At 64.5% G+C, this 15,300-nt stretch carries 14 protein-coding genes; 7 read left to right on the top strand and 7 right to left on the bottom strand.

The window, feature by feature from the left end; all coding sequences use genetic code 11:
• Position 1 precedes the first annotated feature (1 nt).
• The 5 genes from AC1DJW_RS20460 to AC1DJW_RS20440 all read right to left on the bottom strand — a co-directional run bounded on the left by AC1DJW_RS20460 (position 2) and on the right by AC1DJW_RS20440 (position 5,948).
• A complete protein-coding gene (locus tag AC1DJW_RS20460) occupies positions 2 to 775 on the bottom strand; it encodes a hypothetical protein (protein ID WP_284754453.1) in 774 nt (257 codons plus the stop codon).
• Between the two features lie 205 nt (positions 776 to 980).
• The gene (locus AC1DJW_RS20455) at positions 981 to 3,371 is read right to left on the bottom strand and encodes a glycoside hydrolase family 65 protein (protein ID WP_476902346.1); all 2,391 of its coding nucleotides are present in this window, start codon (positions 3,369 to 3,371) and stop codon (positions 981 to 983) included.
• 40 nt (positions 3,372 to 3,411) lie between these two features.
• Positions 3,412 to 4,149, bottom strand: a complete 738-nt coding sequence (locus AC1DJW_RS20450; protein WP_284754451.1) for an HAD family hydrolase — start codon at positions 4,147 to 4,149, stop codon at positions 3,412 to 3,414.
• 16 nt (positions 4,150 to 4,165) lie between these two features.
• Positions 4,166 to 5,176, bottom strand: a complete 1,011-nt coding sequence (locus AC1DJW_RS20445; protein WP_476902345.1) for a LacI family DNA-binding transcriptional regulator — start codon at positions 5,174 to 5,176, stop codon at positions 4,166 to 4,168.
• 154 nt (positions 5,177 to 5,330) lie between these two features.
• On the bottom strand, positions 5,331 to 5,948 hold the full coding sequence (locus AC1DJW_RS20440; RefSeq protein WP_476902344.1) for an alpha/beta hydrolase: 618 nt from the start codon (positions 5,946 to 5,948) through the stop codon (positions 5,331 to 5,333).
• A 78-nt stretch (positions 5,949 to 6,026) separates the two neighbouring features.
• Between AC1DJW_RS20440 and AC1DJW_RS20435 the strand changes: the two genes are divergently transcribed.
• Entirely contained in the window at positions 6,027 to 6,458 is a 432-nt protein-coding gene (locus AC1DJW_RS20435) for an SRPBCC domain-containing protein (protein WP_390282635.1), read from the top strand.
• Positions 6,459 to 6,467: 9 nt separating this feature from the next.
• Here the strand turns inward: AC1DJW_RS20435 and AC1DJW_RS20430 are convergent, their stop codons facing one another.
• On the bottom strand, positions 6,468 to 7,205 hold the full coding sequence (locus tag AC1DJW_RS20430; RefSeq protein WP_284754446.1) for a GAF and ANTAR domain-containing protein: 738 nt from the start codon (positions 7,203 to 7,205) through the stop codon (positions 6,468 to 6,470).
• 714 nt (positions 7,206 to 7,919) lie between these two features.
• On the opposite strand from AC1DJW_RS20430, the gene AC1DJW_RS20425 reads away from it, so the two are divergent.
• From AC1DJW_RS20425 to AC1DJW_RS20400, 6 genes are all read left to right on the top strand, one after another.
• Positions 7,920 to 8,111 carry a hypothetical protein gene (locus AC1DJW_RS20425; protein WP_476902343.1) on the top strand — a complete coding sequence of 64 codons (192 nt, stop codon included), beginning with the start codon at positions 7,920 to 7,922 and terminating at the stop codon, positions 8,109 to 8,111.
• A gap of 186 nt (positions 8,112 to 8,297) precedes the next feature.
• A complete protein-coding gene (locus tag AC1DJW_RS20420; protein ID WP_476902362.1) occupies positions 8,298 to 9,110 on the top strand; it encodes a DeoR/GlpR family DNA-binding transcription regulator in 813 nt (270 codons plus the stop codon).
• Positions 9,107 to 10,114 (top strand): 1-phosphofructokinase family hexose kinase, encoded by a 1,008-nt coding sequence (locus AC1DJW_RS20415; protein WP_284754443.1) that lies wholly within the window; start codon positions 9,107 to 9,109, stop codon positions 10,112 to 10,114. Before AC1DJW_RS20420 ends, AC1DJW_RS20415 begins: the two co-directional genes overlap by 4 nt.
• Positions 10,115 to 10,116: 2 nt before the next feature.
• Entirely contained in the window at positions 10,117 to 12,153 is a 2,037-nt protein-coding gene (locus tag AC1DJW_RS20410; RefSeq protein ID WP_390282633.1) for a PTS fructose transporter subunit IIABC, read from the top strand.
• 35 nt (positions 12,154 to 12,188) lie between these two features.
• Positions 12,189 to 13,898: a phosphoenolpyruvate--protein phosphotransferase gene (gene ptsP, locus AC1DJW_RS20405; protein WP_476902342.1), complete on the top strand. Its 1,710-nt coding sequence runs from the start codon at positions 12,189 to 12,191 to the stop codon at positions 13,896 to 13,898.
• A 33-nt stretch (positions 13,899 to 13,931) separates the two neighbouring features.
• Entirely contained in the window at positions 13,932 to 14,210 is a 279-nt protein-coding gene (locus tag AC1DJW_RS20400; protein WP_059388405.1) for an HPr family phosphocarrier protein, read from the top strand.
• 126 nt (positions 14,211 to 14,336) lie between these two features.
• Here the strand turns inward: AC1DJW_RS20400 and AC1DJW_RS20395 are convergent, their stop codons facing one another.
• On the bottom strand, positions 14,337 to 15,290 hold the full coding sequence (locus tag AC1DJW_RS20395) for a DNA topoisomerase IB (protein ID WP_476902341.1): 954 nt from the start codon (positions 15,288 to 15,290) through the stop codon (positions 14,337 to 14,339).
• Positions 15,291 to 15,300 lie beyond the last annotated feature (10 nt).

Here is a 15,300-nt window from a genome sequence, read left to right as displayed (position 1 = left end):
ATCAGCCGTTGGGATAGGCCTGTGCGATCAGTTTCCCGCGGAGCACGGCGATCTGGGCGTACATGTCGTGCACCAGATAGAGATCACGACGTCGAGTCCACGGCTGTCCCGACTGCGGATCATAGGTGCCGGGCATGTCAATGCCTTGGGGAGCGAAAGCGTCCATCCCGCGGTCTTGGGTGGTCTGGACACAGCGCTTAATGTGGTCCCGGAATCCAACAATGCCGGCGATCCCCGAAGGCTGAGAGGCGCGCAGCTCCTTGACCTGGGCTGCAACACCGTCCGTGCTCAGATACACAATGGTCCCGTCCGCCGAAATGATCGGTTCAATCGAGGTCACCCCGCTCATGTGGTACTTGGACTCGAGGAACCTGGCGATTTCCCACTGGGCAAAGACGGGAACGTTGCGCCTCGCCCGCACCTTCGCAACCGTGTCGGCGAGTGCTTCGTTGACCGGGCCAGGCTCGTAGAGCACGCGGCTGGGATCCCCGCCTCCTGCCGGCCGTCGGTTGCCGAAACCATAGGCGATGATGAAATCAATGCTCTCGACCGGCTTGGTTGGCGGATGCCAGTTGAATCCGATGTCTTCAATGTGGGGCTCCACGACGGCGGCGGTGGCATGGTCGTCCAGTTCACCTTCCAAAGCGTCCAACATAGTGCGTGTCAGCTTGGCATCCTTTCCCTTCCCGGAAGAGTCCGCGAGGGCCGGAGTAGTGGTGAGCAGCGGTGCCGCCGCGGTCAGCAAGGCAGCGGAGGCGAATGTTCGTCGATCCATGGGAAGGGTCCTTTTCCAGAGAGGTCTCCGGAGACCGTATCGGCGTCCCATGAATCAAGAATGAACCGTTCCCGAATAACTTCGAAACCGTTGCTCCCCAACTGCCGTTTTGATGGTTCAAAACGGCAGTTGAGCCCACGCCGGCAGGGTTCCCTGGCCGAACTTGTGAGGCGAGGGGGCCGGTGGGGAGCAATCGATGGGCCAGTTAGACCCGCGCGCTTCCGATCACGGGGAGTCCCGCCGTCGGGAAGAGGCTCGGGAAGACCGACGGCGCGGGGACGGGCACCTCGTCGAGCGGCACGGTGACGGTCTCGACGCCGACGACGAGCCGCTCGCCGCGAACGCTGACCTCCAAAGGTGCCGTCCCGGCGTCGGGCGCTGAAGCGGGAGCGCCTGAATCCGCAACCAGCGCAAGGCTGATGGACCCCGGGCGCAACTCGACGGACAACAGCCGCCCGCGGATCTTGAGGCGGAAGGACAGGCTGTCCCACTCGGCCGGCAACCGCGGATCGAAGTGCGGGACCTGGCCTTGGTCCCGCATGCCCGCGAAACCGCACACCAAGGAACTCCAGATGCCGCCGGTGGACGCGATGTGCACGCCGTCGACCGTGTTGTTGTGCGTGTTGTCCAGGTCGATGAACAAGGCCTCGGTGAAGTGCTTGAGCGCGACGTCGGAGTACCCCACCTCGGCCGCCATGATGCCCTGCACACAGGCGGACAATGTGGAGTCGCCGGTGGTGATGGGATCGTAGAAGTCGAACGCGCGTTGCTTTTCCTCGGCCGTGAAGTCCTGCCACTGCAGGAACATCGCCAGTACCGTATCCGCTTGCTTGAGGACCTGGTGCCGGTAGATCACCAGGGGGTGGAAGTTAAGCAGCAGCGGGTACTTGGACTTGGGCGTGTTCCAGTCCCACGGCTCCAGGGTCATGAAGTCGTTGTCCTGGCTGTAGATCTGCATGTCCGGATCGTAGGGAAGGGACATGCGCGCGGCGGCCTGTTGCCACACCATCCGCTCGGTTTCCGGGACGTCCGGGTGTTCCAGTGCCGCAGCCGCTCGGAGGTTGAAGCGGGCCATGACGTTGGTGTAGAGGTTGTCGTTGACCACGGCCGTGTATTCATCCGGGCCCGTGACGCCGTGGATGTGAAACAAGCCGTCCTTGCCGAAGAAGCCCAGCGAAGCCCACATGCGGGCCGTCTCGATCAACAGATCGGCTCCCACCTCGGCACGGAAGCCGGCGTCGCCGCTGGCCCACTGGTAGCGGTTTGCGGCGAAGGAGATGGCGGCGGCGATGTGGAACTGCGCGGTGCCGGCGGCGTAGTACGCGCTGGCCTCGAGTCCGTTGATGGTGCGCCACGGGAACAGCGCACCGTCAACGCTCAGTTCCTTGGCCCGGATGCGGGCGTCGGGAAGCATGGCATGGCGCGATTCCAGCACCTGGCGGGCGGCGGCCGGGTTGGTGTAGGTCAGGTACGGCAGCAGGTACACCTCCTGGTCCCAGAAGTAGTGGCCCTCATAGCCGGAGCCACTGACGCCCTTGGCCGGGATGCCCGCGACGCCGGCACGCGCGGTGGCCTGGGCAAGCTGGAACAGGCTCCATCGCACGGCCTGCTGCTGTTCGGGCTGGCCACCAATGGTGATATCCGCGGTGGACCAGTAATCACGATAGTGGGCAGCACCTTCGGCCAGGAGCGCGTCGAACGGCACGAGTCCCAATTCGGCGTCGGACGCGAGGATCTCGCCGGGGTCCTCTGCGCTTGCATCGGCGCTGTTCACGACGTAGCTGACGCTCTTCTCCAAGCGGAAGGTCTCGCCCTCATTGACGGCCATGACGTAGCGAACCGTGGACTCGTCCTCCCCCACTACGGTTTCGAAAGGCTGGCCTTCGGCGGAAATCCAGTGATCCACGGCCATCCCGATGCGCTGGTGGGATTCGGCGGTTTCCCAAGCCATGCGCAGGGATCCATCGGAGCCCTGGAGGTGGAGCGGACGCAGCACCCGGCCGGCGTGGCGGCCGGAGCGGCGTGGGTCGTGGGCCGAGTGGTCCTCCACCGGCTGGTCCTGCCGATTGATCACCAAGGACGTGACGTCGGCCGACACCTGGCGGTCCGCGACGAGGCTCAGCTCGATGCCGAGGGAACCCCTGGAATCGATGCCGACGACGCGGCGCTCCACCGTTGTGACGATGGCGCCAGAACGGCACTCCCAAGTGACCGCGCATTCGTACACACCTGTGGCGAAGTCGATGCTGCGGCGGTAATTCTGCACTGCGGACTCGGCGAGGCTCAGCTGCTCGCCGTCGATGACGACGTTGAAGTTGTTGGCATCGGGAACATAGACGATCCTCTGTCCCGTGCGGGCGAAGCCATACGCATTCTCGGCGTGCTTGATGTCCCACGTTTCGTGGAAACCGTTGATGAACGTGCCGGGAAGTTCGCTGTCCGCCCCCGCCCAGTGGGCGCCGCGGATGCCCAGGTGGCCGTTGCCGAGGCTGAAGAGGGTTTCGAGCGTACCGGCGTCACCGGGAACGTGGATGCTCTCCACGAGCTTCCACGGTTCGCAGGGGAAGCGCAGCCGGTCGGAGCTGATGAGTGCCATGGACTGTTGGGTTCCTTCTGTTTCTCGTGAAACGGCTTGGTTAGAGGAGATCGTCGAGGTCGTCGACCACGAACGTTGCGCCGGCGTCGAGCAGGGTCTGGTGGCCGGCGCCCCGGTCCACCCCGATCACCGCGCGGAAGTTCCCGGCGCTGCCGGCCTGCACGCCGGACACTGCGTCCTCGACGACGACGCAGCCCTCGGCGGGGACGTCCAGCAGCTCGGCGGCGTACCGGAACGTGGCCGGATCCGGCTTGCCGGGGAGCCCGACGGCGGCCGCCACCTGGCCGTCGACCACCACCGGGAAGTAGCCATCCAGTCCGGCGGCCTTCAAGACGGCGGGCGCGTTGCGCGAGGAGGACACGACGGCGAGCTTGAGTCCCAGCTCCAATGCGGCATGGATGAAGCGGACGGAGCCTGCGTAGGGCTCGACGCCGCGCGAATCCACGATCTCGTTGAAGATCCGGTTCTTGCGGTTGCCCAGGCCCTGCACGCTGGTGTTGGCGGGATCGTCGTCGGTCGGCCCCTCCGGCAGCGTGATTCCACGGGAGGTGAGGAAATCCCGCACACCGTCGAAGCGCGGCTTGCCGTCGATGTGGTCGAAGTAGTCGCTCTCTTGGTATCCGTCCGGATGGCCGGTTTCGGCCAGGTAGCCGTCGAAGAGCTCCTGCCAAGCCTGCTCATGCACGACGGCGGTGGGCGTCAGCACGCCGTCGAGGTCGAAAAGGAGCGCGGCGGCGCCCGTCCAGGCAGACTTCTGGGTTGCGGGGGTGTTAGTCATGGTGTTGGGGGTCCGTTCAGCGCTGGCGGCGCGTGGTTTTGCGTTCAATGAGTTTCGTGTCAAGGAAATGGTTGGTGGGTTCATTGGGGGCGTCTGCATTCTGGAGCCGGTCAACCAGGAGGTTGGCCGCGAAGGCACCCTGGTCGGCAACTGGCTGCGCCACCGTGCTAAGGCCCAGGAACCAGCTCATAGGGTGGTCGTCGATTCCAATCACGGAGACATTCTTTGGTGCGGACAGCCCATGCTCTCGCAAGGCCATCAGGGCCCCGAACGCAGCCTCATCACAGTGCGCGAAGACTGCGGTGGGAAGGCTTCTGTGGGCAATGAGTTCGTTCATGGCTACACGGCCGCCGTCGATCGTGGAATCCGAGTTGATGACCAAGTCCGGATGAACGGTCAGGTGATGGTCTTTCAATGCCCGGCTGAATCCCTTGAGCCTGTCGCTGGCCGTCAACACCGAGTTCTCGTGGGTTTCGCGCCCGGAAAGCACCGCCAGATCCCAATGGCCCAGCCCCAACAAGTGGGAGGTGGCCTGCCAAGCTGCGAGTTCGTCGTCGATCCCTACGTTGTCCCACGGTACGGAAGTCATCCCCACGCTCGCAACTGCGAGGCCGGACGCGGCCAGGAGGGCAACCTCGGATTCGCTCAAATCGACGTTGAGGAGCAGTACGCCGTCCACGCGTTGGGACAAGCCAAGGAGGTCGCCGAAGATCTTCCGCTTGACGCTCGACTTGCCGCGCAGGCTGATCAGGACGGTGTCGAAACCGCTGTCTCCGAACACTTCCTCGGCCGCTTCGACGGCCTGGGCGAAGAACCAGGCAGTGGCGGTGGGGGCGATGATGGCGATGGAACCCGTACTTCCGCCGGCCAGCCGGGCTGCCGCGGAGGATGCCTTGTAGCCGAGCTTGGCGGCGGCGTCGGCCACTTTGGCTTGTGCTTTTTCGGACACGTTCGGCAGGTTCCGCAGGGCGCGTGAAACGGTGCAGATGGACAAGCCCGAGAGGACGGCAACGTCCTGGATTGTCACGCGGTGAGCCTTAACCATTCAACACGGCCTCAACCCTTTCATCTTCTGGATTTAGCGGCACATCCTTGCACCGCCGAAGACGAGTGTAAGCGCTTACAATTTTGGCAATCAAGAGTTGTTTTCCGGCACCCCCGAATGTGACGAGGGCCTCACCTCAACGGAGGACGTAAAACCGCAGAAACGCGCTCACATCCGCCATTTCCCGGGCCTCGATCCGGTGCCCCATGCCCGGGTAGGTCCTCGCAGTGAGAGCCATATTCTTGTTGAGCCATTCCTCGGTGTGCTCAATGGCATCCTTGAAGATCACCGGATCGGCTTTGTCCCTCCCCCAGAAGAACGGCGGCGGGGCGTCGAAGGACTCGCTGAGCGCCAGAAGGTCGTTTTCCAGCACGAATCCGGAGAGGCCCACAGTCGCTTTGAAGCCTTCCGGGCGGAGCCGCAGAAGCGTGCTGGCCATCGCCATGCCCTGTGAATAGCCCAGGAGGCTCACGCTGCTGTGGTTGCGTTTGACCGAGTCAATCCAGGCGAACACCTTGTTGGTGGCGGTGATGACGTCCGCAAAGTCGTTGGCGAGGAAGTAGTCCAGGAGGAACCAGCCGTAGTGGTCGCCGATCGGCATAGGTCCACGGAGCGCGGCGCAGGTGAATTCTTTGGGGAGCTGGGGAAAGAGATTCACCATTCGCTGCTCATCCGTGCCGTATCCGTGCATCATCACGAGGAGCGGCGTCCCTGCACGCTCATTCTCCGGCTTGGACCAGACGACAGTTTCCATGGGAAGAGCCTATGCGCCCCGGGCGTAGACTCTGTTGCGCCGGCGGCCGTACGCCGACCCATGAAAAAGGAGACTGATATGGCGGGCAACTTCATTGCGAGTTCAAGCATCATGATCCATGCAAGCGCCGATCGGGTGTGGTCGGTTATCACCGATCCCCAGTCCATCAAGGAGTTCATGTTCGGGACCGAGGTTGTCACCGATTGGACGGTTGGCGGACCCATCGCTTGGCGCGGGGTCTGGAAAGGCAAAGACTATGAGGACAAAGGTGTCATCCTCGAGTTCGAGCCCGGGAAGCGGCTGGTAAACACGCATTTCAGTCCGCTGTCAGGCCAAGCCGACGCCCCGGAAAACTATCACACCCTGACGTGGACATTGGAGCCTGAGGACGGGAAGACCAGGCTGACTTTGGCCCAGGACAACAACGCCAGCCCGGATGAAGCCGCGCATTCGAAGGGCATGTGGGACAGCCTCGTGGAAAGTGTCAAAAATATCTCGGAGCGCAGCTAGCGGAGTCGCTCAAGCCTCGAAGTGCGAGACCGGCGTTTCGTTCGTCAAGGACCGGAGAAGGGATTCCGCAACATCCCTCAGTTTCTGGTTCCTGCCGTTCGAGGCCTTGGTCAGAATCCCGAAGGCCTCCTCTTGGCTGCACCTGTTCTGGCCCATGATCACGCCAGTTGCCAGATCGATGGCGGTCCGGGAACGCATTGCCTGCTCGAGGTCCTCTGCACGTTGTTGCCTGGCGCCGATCCGAACCGCGAGCCGCAAAGCCTTTTCTGCTTGGCTCGCGAATTGCTCGCAGCTATGGATGGAGGCCTCGTCGAAGGCATCGCGTTGCGGGGCGAAAAGGTTGATCGCCGCCGTCGCACCCTCTTCCAGGGCCAAGGGGACGCAGAGCACGGCGAGGTGTCCACGTTCCGCGATGGTGGTGCAGTATTCAGGCCATCGTGCGTCCGCGGAAGTGTCCGAAACGAGCACGGAGTTCCCGGTTCTCATCGCTTCCAGGCACGGTCCATCTCCATAGGCTTGCTGTACTTCGTCAATGAGGCGCGCTTCGTGGCTGCTTCCGGCGACCGTCATCGATCGGCGTCTTCTGCTCAACGTAACCCCGCACAGGACGTCTTGGCCGCGCGCAGCGGATACCGACGAGGCCGTGAAAACCGCAAGGTCTTCGAGGAAGCCGCTGACGTCTTCACTGTCGATGACCAAATCCTGGAGTTGGCCCACCACCGAGGGGTTCAGGCCCATTTCGTCCATGGCTCAGTCTATGAGCAGCAGGGCGGAAATGGAGCGAAAAGAGCCTCCCAATACAACGTCCACCACTTGGACAAACGCTCCGCCGGTCTTGCGTACCGGGAATACAGAGTGCACAATTCTTCTACAGTCCGTGCAGAACTCCGGACAAGGCCGAGCCTTCGGCCCGTTTTCGCTCAAGCAGCCGGGCGCCCTGTCACTCAACGTGAAGGTGCTGCCTGATGAGCAAATGCCTGTTACCGGCGCGGAGCTAGTCGATGCCGGCCCTCTCCGAATCCGCGATCCCTCGCGAACCACATCAGCCCGGGACCGCTCCCCTTTGGTGTGCCGGTTGTGGAACAAACAAGCACCTGGTTATCGAATCCATCCAGGCCCGGGCTCCAAGGATTTCCCAACAGCTTGCCGTGTTCTACACGTGCACTTCCTGCGGGTTTTCCTATAGCCACGCAGCCACCGTCCAGCAGGCGGGGGCCATCCTGAATCGTCGGGGGATTCAGGATGGCCTCCTGGAGTTCGGAAGCCACTATTTCCATTGCGGCGAACCCCTCCGTGATGTGAAAACAGCACTGCGAAGTGCACCGCACATGGGCATGCCCCGATCGCGCAGTTCTCCCCCGGAAGTCCGCCTCCACACCAAGATCTTGAGATGCAGTTGTGGCTTCGAGTTGGAAATACCTGCTTAGCCAACGACTTGCAGCATTACCCGAAGGAAGCACCATGAAGCTTGAAAGTACGCAGCAGCGGCGACCCGAAGACGACTCGCGGCCAGGGCCCGATGAGCTGGGTCGGCAGAGGAACAAGCATCGGCAGGGAACGGATTCCATTTCCCAGTCCCGGGTACCTGACCCGCCGGATCCTGACAACCTCCCCATCGACTACCCCGGCCTGCCGGAGATGGAGTGGCCTTAGGACACCTTTCGTTCCGACGCTAGGTCCGCCGGCCCCACCCCCCAACCAAACCCAAACCAAGCCAATATCTTTGTTTATGTTGTTTTCTGTTGACAGACCAACACGAACAAAGATAGAGTCAAGCAATTCCACATCATGTGATCACAGTCACTGATGTACCAAAAGCTTGTACGCAATGGAGGGTATGTGTTCGCCGAGGAGCGCCAACAGCTGATCTCCGAGCTCGTCGCCGAGCGTGGACGGGTCAGCGTAACGGACCTTGCAGATCGATTCAGCATCACTACGGAGACGGTCCGCCGTGACCTCGCCGCCCTCGAATCCGCTGGCAACCTTCGCCGCGTCCACGGTGGGGCAGTCCCCTCGGACCGCCTCAGCACCCGCGAGGAAAGCGTGGTTGAGCGGGCCATCCAGCGCCAACCGGAGAAGGTCCGCATCGCCGAGGCCGCCCTTGCCCTCATCCCGGAGAATGGAGCCGGGAGCATCCTGGTCGATGCCGGCTCTACCACCGAGGCTCTCGCCCGCTTGCTCGACCAGCGCACCGCCCAGCGCATGGCGTCTTCCAACGGGAACACCCCGCGTGAAGAACTGGTGGTTATCACCCACGCCATCCCCATCGCCGGACGGCTCTCCGGCAACCCGCAGATCGCCCTCCAGATCCTGGGCGGCCGTGTCCGCGGTCTCACCCAGGCCGCCGTCGGCCAGTCCACGGTCGAGGCCGCTTCCCGGCTCCGTCCGGACATCGCCTTCGTCGGCGCAAACGGTATCCACGCCACGTTCGGGCTCAGCACCCCTGACCCCGAAGAAGCCGCCGTCAAGGCCGCCTTCGTCAAGTCCGCACGGCGCGTCGTCGTCCTCGCGGATTCCTCCAAGCTGGACGCGGAAACCCTGGTCCAGTTCGCTGCCCTAAAAGATGTGGACACCGTGATTACTGACCACGAACCCTCTGAAGAGCTCTCCGCCGCTTTGGCCGAGGCCGGCGTCGACGTGGTGATCGCATGATTGTCACCCTGACCGCCAACCCGAGCCTTGACCGCACGGTGGAGCTCCCGGCACCCTTGGCCCGCGGCGAGGTTCAACGCGCCATCGCCGTCCACCAGCACTCCGGCGGCAAGGGCGTCAATGTCTCCCGGGCGCTCGTCGCCTCGGGCCTGGACACCGTTGCTGTCCTGCCGGGCGGGGATTCCGATCCCGTCCTCGCTGGACTGCTCGACGACGGCGTCCCCTACGCAGCGCTTCCCATCAGCGCGCCGCTGCGCAGCAACGTGACGCTCACCGAACCGGACGGCGTCACCACCAAGATCAACGAACCCGGCCCGGAGTTGAGCCTGGACGAGCAGGAAGCCCTGATCGGGCTGCTGCTGGACCGCTCCCGTGGCGCGAGCTGGGTGGTACTCGCCGGATCGCTCCCACCAGGAGTACCGGCGGATTTCTACGCCACGGTCGCCCGTAGGCTCCGTTCACGGAACGACGATCCTGCAAACGGCGGTCCGCCGCTAATAGCGATTGACTCCTCCGGCGCCCCGCTGGTTGCCGCCATCAGTGGCGATTCACTCGGCAACATCAGCGGCAAGCCCGATCTCCTGAAGCCCAACGCGGAAGAACTGGCCGAACTGGCTGCCGCAGCCGGCCTCACAGACGTCCATACGGCTGACGAACTGGAAGCGGACCCCGGCCTTGCCGTCAGGGCCGCCGCCGCCGTCGTCGGCAGCGGTGTGGGCGCAGTACTCGCAACACTCGGTTCCAAGGGCGCCGTCCTGGTAACCGCCGACGGCGCGTGGCTCGCCACGCATCCGCCGATCCAAGCCGTCAGCACAGTCGGTGCCGGCGATTCATCCCTTGCTGGCTATCTGCTGGCCGCCACCAACGGCGGAACCTCGCAGGACTGCCTCCGTCAGGCTGTGGCCCATGGTGCCGCCGCTGCTTCGCTGCCGGGCTCCACTGTCCCGGCGGTCCACCAAACAACTCCCGACGCCGTAACCATCACGGCCCTTCAGAAGGACTAACAGTGACCCAGCTCATCACCCCCCAACTGGTCTCCCTTGACCAGAACCTCGGCGATTCTCCCGCCGATGTCATCCGCTTCCTGGCAGGCAAAGTTGCCGCAGCCGGTCGCGCCTCCGAGGTTGAAGGGCTCTTCGCGGACGCCTTCGCCCGCGAGCAGAAGACTGCCACGGGCGTACCCGGCGGCATCGCCATCCCGCACTGCCGCTCGATCGCAGTGACCGAGCCCGCCTTGGCGATGGCCCGGCTCTCGAACAAGGTGGACTTCGGTGCCAAGGATGGCCCCGCGGACATCATCTTCTTCATCGCTGCCCCGGAAGGAGCGGACCAGGAGCACCTGAAGTTGCTCTCCAAGCTGGCCCGTTCCCTCATCAAGAAGGACTTCACGGCGGCCCTGCGTGCGGCTGCCACCGAGCAGGACATCGTCGACTTGGTTGACGGCGCACTGGCAGACAAGCCGGCTGCGCATGCGGCAGGGTCGGTGGCACCCGAAGCCGAGGCCGCCCCGGCTTCGGCCCGTGCTTCTTCTGCCACGGCCCCGAAGCGCATCGTCGCTGTCACGGCGTGCCCCACCGGCATCGCCCACACCTACATGGCAGCCGATTCCCTCGTGGCTGCGGGCAAGGAAGCCGGCGTCGACCTGCAGGTTGAAACCCAGGGCTCGGGCGGATTTACCGCGTTGGACCCGGCTGTGATTGCCGCAGCTGACGCCGTGATCTTCGCGGTAGACGTCGATGTCCGCGGCAAGGAGCGATTCGCTGGCAAGCCCGTCATCAACGCGCCCGTGAAGCGGGGCATTGACGAACCGGCCAAGATGGTGCAAGAAGCCCTCGCCGCCGCTACCGACCCGCATGCTCACCGCGTCCCGCATTTCGGCGCCGAAGAGAGCGCCGAAAAGGCGTCCGAAGCTGCCAGCGAGCACCTCGGCACCAAGGTCAAGAAGGTCCTCCTGACCGGCGTCAGCTACATGATCCCGTTTGTCGCCGGTGGCGGCCTGCTCATTGCCTTGGGCTTCTTGCTGGCGGGCTACGACATTGCTTTGGGAACCAAGGCCAATGACATCCTGGCCCACAACACCTTGCTCGATCTTCCAAACGGTAACCTCGCCTTGTACTTGGGTACCGTTGCCTTCAAGATCGGTGGATTGTCCCTTGGCTTCCTGGTCCCCGCCTTGGCAGGTTACATTGCGTTCGGCATCGCGGACCGGCCCGGCATTGCCCCGGGCTTCGTGGCCGGTGCTGTTGCCGGCTTCATGGGCGCAGGCTTCCTGGGCGGCCTGGTTGGTGGTTTGCTCGCCGGCCTCACGGCGCACTGGATTGGCACGTTCAGCGTTCCGCGCTGGTTGCGCGGGCTCATGCCGGTCGTGATCATCCCGCTGCTGGCTTCGATCGTCGCCTCCGGCTTGATGTTCCTGGTTCTCGGCGGTCCTATCGCATGGCTGACCCTGCAGCTCAACACGTGGTTGACCGGCATGACCGGCGCGTCCGCCGTCGTCCTCGGCATCATCCTCGGCCTCATGATGTGCTTCGACCTCGGCGGCCCCGTCAACAAGGTTGCCTACTCCTTCGCCGTGGCCGGCCTGGGTGCCGGTAGCCTGGCCAACCCTGCCCCGCTCCAGATCATGGCTGCCGTCATGGCCGCCGGGATGGTGCCGCCGCTCGCTATGGCATTGGCAACCGTGCTCAACAAGAAGGGCTTCAGCCTCGCCGAGCGCGAGAACGGCAAGGCAGCCTGGTTGCTGGGCGCGTCCTTCATCTCCGAAGGCGCCATCCCATTCGCTGCCGCTGACCCGTTCCGCGTCATCCCCGCGAGCATGGTGGGTGGAGCCGTGACCGGGGCGCTGTGCATGGCCTTCGGGGTCACCTCCCAGGCACCCCATGGTGGCATCTTCGTCTTCTTCGCTATCGGAAACCTGGCAATGTTCATCATCTCGATCGCAGTCGGCGTGGTCATCACCGCCCTGGTCCTGCTCGCACTCAAGCGTTGGGCAGTCCGGAAGCCGGTAGAGGCCGAGCAGGCTCCTGTTCCGGTCGCAGCCTGAACAACCCGCCAATAAGCGAAGTAGAGGACTAATCCATGCAGACCTTTTCAGGTGTAGGCGTTGCCCCGGGGCGTGTTCTGGGGCCGGTGCGGCAGATGCCGAAGCCGGTGCAAGAGCCCCGTGAGAACGTCAATATTCCTGCGGACGTTACCGCCGAATCGCAGGGCCAGCGCATCAAGGATGCCGCCAAGGCCGTGCAGGCGGAACTCCGTGCCCGAGCCGCGACGGCGTCCGGCGAAGGCAAAGAGGTCCTGGAAGCAACAGCCCTGATGGCCGCCGATCCCATGCTGGTGAAATCGGCCATCAGGCTCCTCTCCCCCGAGGCCCCGGGCGGCGCACGCACCGCCGAGCGGGCCATCTGGGAGGCAGCAGCCACGGTTGCCGATTCGTTGAAGGCCCTCGGCGGCTACATGGCAGAGCGCGTGGCCGATGTCCTGGACGTCCGCGCCCGCATCGTCTCTGAACTGCGCGGACTGCCCGCGCCGGGAATCCCGGCGTCGGACGTTCCGTTCATCCTGGCCGCCGAGGACCTCGCCCCGGCAGACACCGCCACCCTGGACCCCGCCAAGGTGATCGCCCTGATCACCTCGAGCGGCGGCCCGCAGTCCCACACCGCCATCCTGGCCCGCGCCCTCGGCCTGCCCGCGATCGTCGCCGCCCCTGGTGTCGACGAGATCGGGGACGGCACCGAGGTCTACCTCGACGGTGCTGCCGGCACCATCATGGTTGACCCCGGCGAGGAACTTCGCCTTGCGGCCAAGGCTTGGGCCACCCAGGCGTCCACCGTCGCCGCCTTCAGCGGGAGCAACGTCATGGCCGACGGGTTCCGGGTTCCGCTGCTCGCCAACGTAGGTACGGGTGCCGACGCCGTCAAGGCCGCCGACGCCGGTGCCGAGGGCGTCGGTTTGCTGCGCACCGAATTCTGTTTCCTGGATCGCGACGACGAACCCACCGTCGAGGAGCAGATCGCCGCCTACGGCGCCGTCTTCGCGGCATTTCCGGGCAAGAAGGTGGTGGTCCGAACCCTCGACGCCGGCGCGGACAAGCCCCTCCCTTTCCTCACCAACGCGGACGAGCCCAACCCTGCGCTGGGCGTCCGCGGCTACCGCACCGACCTGACCTCCCCGGGCGTCCTCGAACGCCAGCTGGCGGCGATCGCCGCGGCAGAGGCTGCCAACCAGGCCGAAGTGTGGGTCATGGCTCCCATGATCTCCACGGCCGAGGAAGCAGCGCATTTCGCAGCCCTCTGCTCCGCCGCTGGTTTGAAGACCCCGGGTGTCATGGTTGAAGTCCCGTCGGCTGCCTTGACCGCAGCCTCCGTGCTGCGCGAAGTCAGCTTCGCCTCGCTCGGGACCAACGACCTCACCCAATACGCGATGGCCGCGGACCGCCAACTCGGCCCTCTCGCCACTCTCAACGACCCCTGGCAGCCGGCCGTGCTTCAGCTCGTGAAGCTGACCGCCGACGGCGCTGCTGCCGCCAGCTCGGGCGGCAACCCCCGACCCGTGGGAGTGTGCGGCGAGGCAGCCGCGGACCCCGCCCTCGCCGTCGTACTCGTTGGACTGGGCGTCGCGACGCTTTCCATGAGTGCACGCGCCCTGGCTGCCGTATCCGCTGTTCTGGCAACCGTCACCGTGGCACAAGCCCAGCAGCTCGCGACGGCGGCTCTGGCCGCCCCGAGTGCATCCGCCGCGCGCCAAGCCGTTCGCGCCCAGCTGCCTATCCTGGACGAGTTGGGTCTCTAGACTTTCCCCAAGCCCACAATCGAAGGAGCAACAATGTCCGAACGTACCGCCACCATCGCCAGCCGCGTCGGCCTGCACGCACGCCCGGCAGCCATCTTCGCCGAAGCCGCCGGCGAGTTGGACATCGAGGTCACCATCGCCCGCGAAGGCGAGCCCGCCGACGACGCCATGGACGCCGCCAGCATCTTGTCCCTCATGAGCCTCGGAGCTTCATTCGGCGACGTCGTTGTACTGCGCGCCGAGGGCGCCGGGGCCGACGAGGCCCTGGACCGCCTCGTGAAGATCCTCGAAACGGACCACGACGCCGAGTAACCCCACTGAGCATGCTCTCCCTTGGCACTGAGGGATGGACAAATTCCTACTATGTCCATCCCTCGCAGACAGCGGGGAGCATGCTCTTTTGTTTTTAAGGGCAAATTGTTTTTCAGGGCAAATTATTCAGGGTAATGACGCCAGATAGGCCGCAACATCCGACTCGCTGGCCCTGAGCTGTTCGAGATCGCCGGCCAGGAATCCCTCCACGAGGCGCGGATCGACGTACGCTGCCCTCGCCACTGTTGGCGTGTTGCCAAGTAGTTCGGCGGTTTGCTTGATGGCCTCGAGGACTCGCTGGCGGGCCGGCACTTTCGAAGCGGGGCCAGCGAGCGCCATACCGGCCGCCGCAGTGCCTTTCCAGGTGCGTAAGTCCTTGGCTGTGTAGTCGCCGCCTGTGATGTCACGAAGGTACTCGTTGACCATCACGGCATTCAGCGAGACCCGGCCGTCACCCTCCTGGAAGACCAGCAGGGGTTCCTTGCCGGGCCTACCTGCCAAGGGTCCCAGGAATCGGGCCAGCACAGGGTCCTCGATGATGGAATCCCAGGTTTGACCGCTTTTCCCCGGGAAATGCAGGGAAACCGCATCCCCGTTGACCTTCACGTGCTTGCACCTCAGCGTGGTGAGGCCGTATGAGCCGTTGCGTCGCGTGTAGCCATCGGATCCAACACGCAAGGCGCCGAGGTCCATGAGCCGCACGGCCGCGGCCAAAGTTTTGGTCTTCTCCGAAGATGACTCCCGCAGATGCCGGGAGACCATACGGCGCACCTGTGGCAGGAGGGTTCCGAGGCGCGCGGCCCGGGCGAACTTTTCAGTATCCTGGCGGGCCCGCCACTCCGGGTGGTAGATGTATTGGCTCCGGCCGGCGTCGTCCACTCCCATTGCCTGGATATGTCCGTTCTCGAACGGACATATCCAGACGTCGGCCCAGGCCGGGGGAATCGCCAGCGCGTCAAGGCGCTTGCGCTCCGCACCCGAGACAAGCGATCCGTCCGGGCGGTGGTAACTGAATCCGCGGCCGGACTTTCGTCGGGAAATGCCCGGGGTGCCGGGTTTGCTGCGGCCGAGCCGTGGCATACCCGTGGCG

Source organism: Arthrobacter sp. 05L417, from assembly GCF_056397865.1.
The sequence above is the reverse complement of the archived record's forward strand: the minus strand, read 5'-3'. Positions and strand labels throughout refer to the sequence as shown.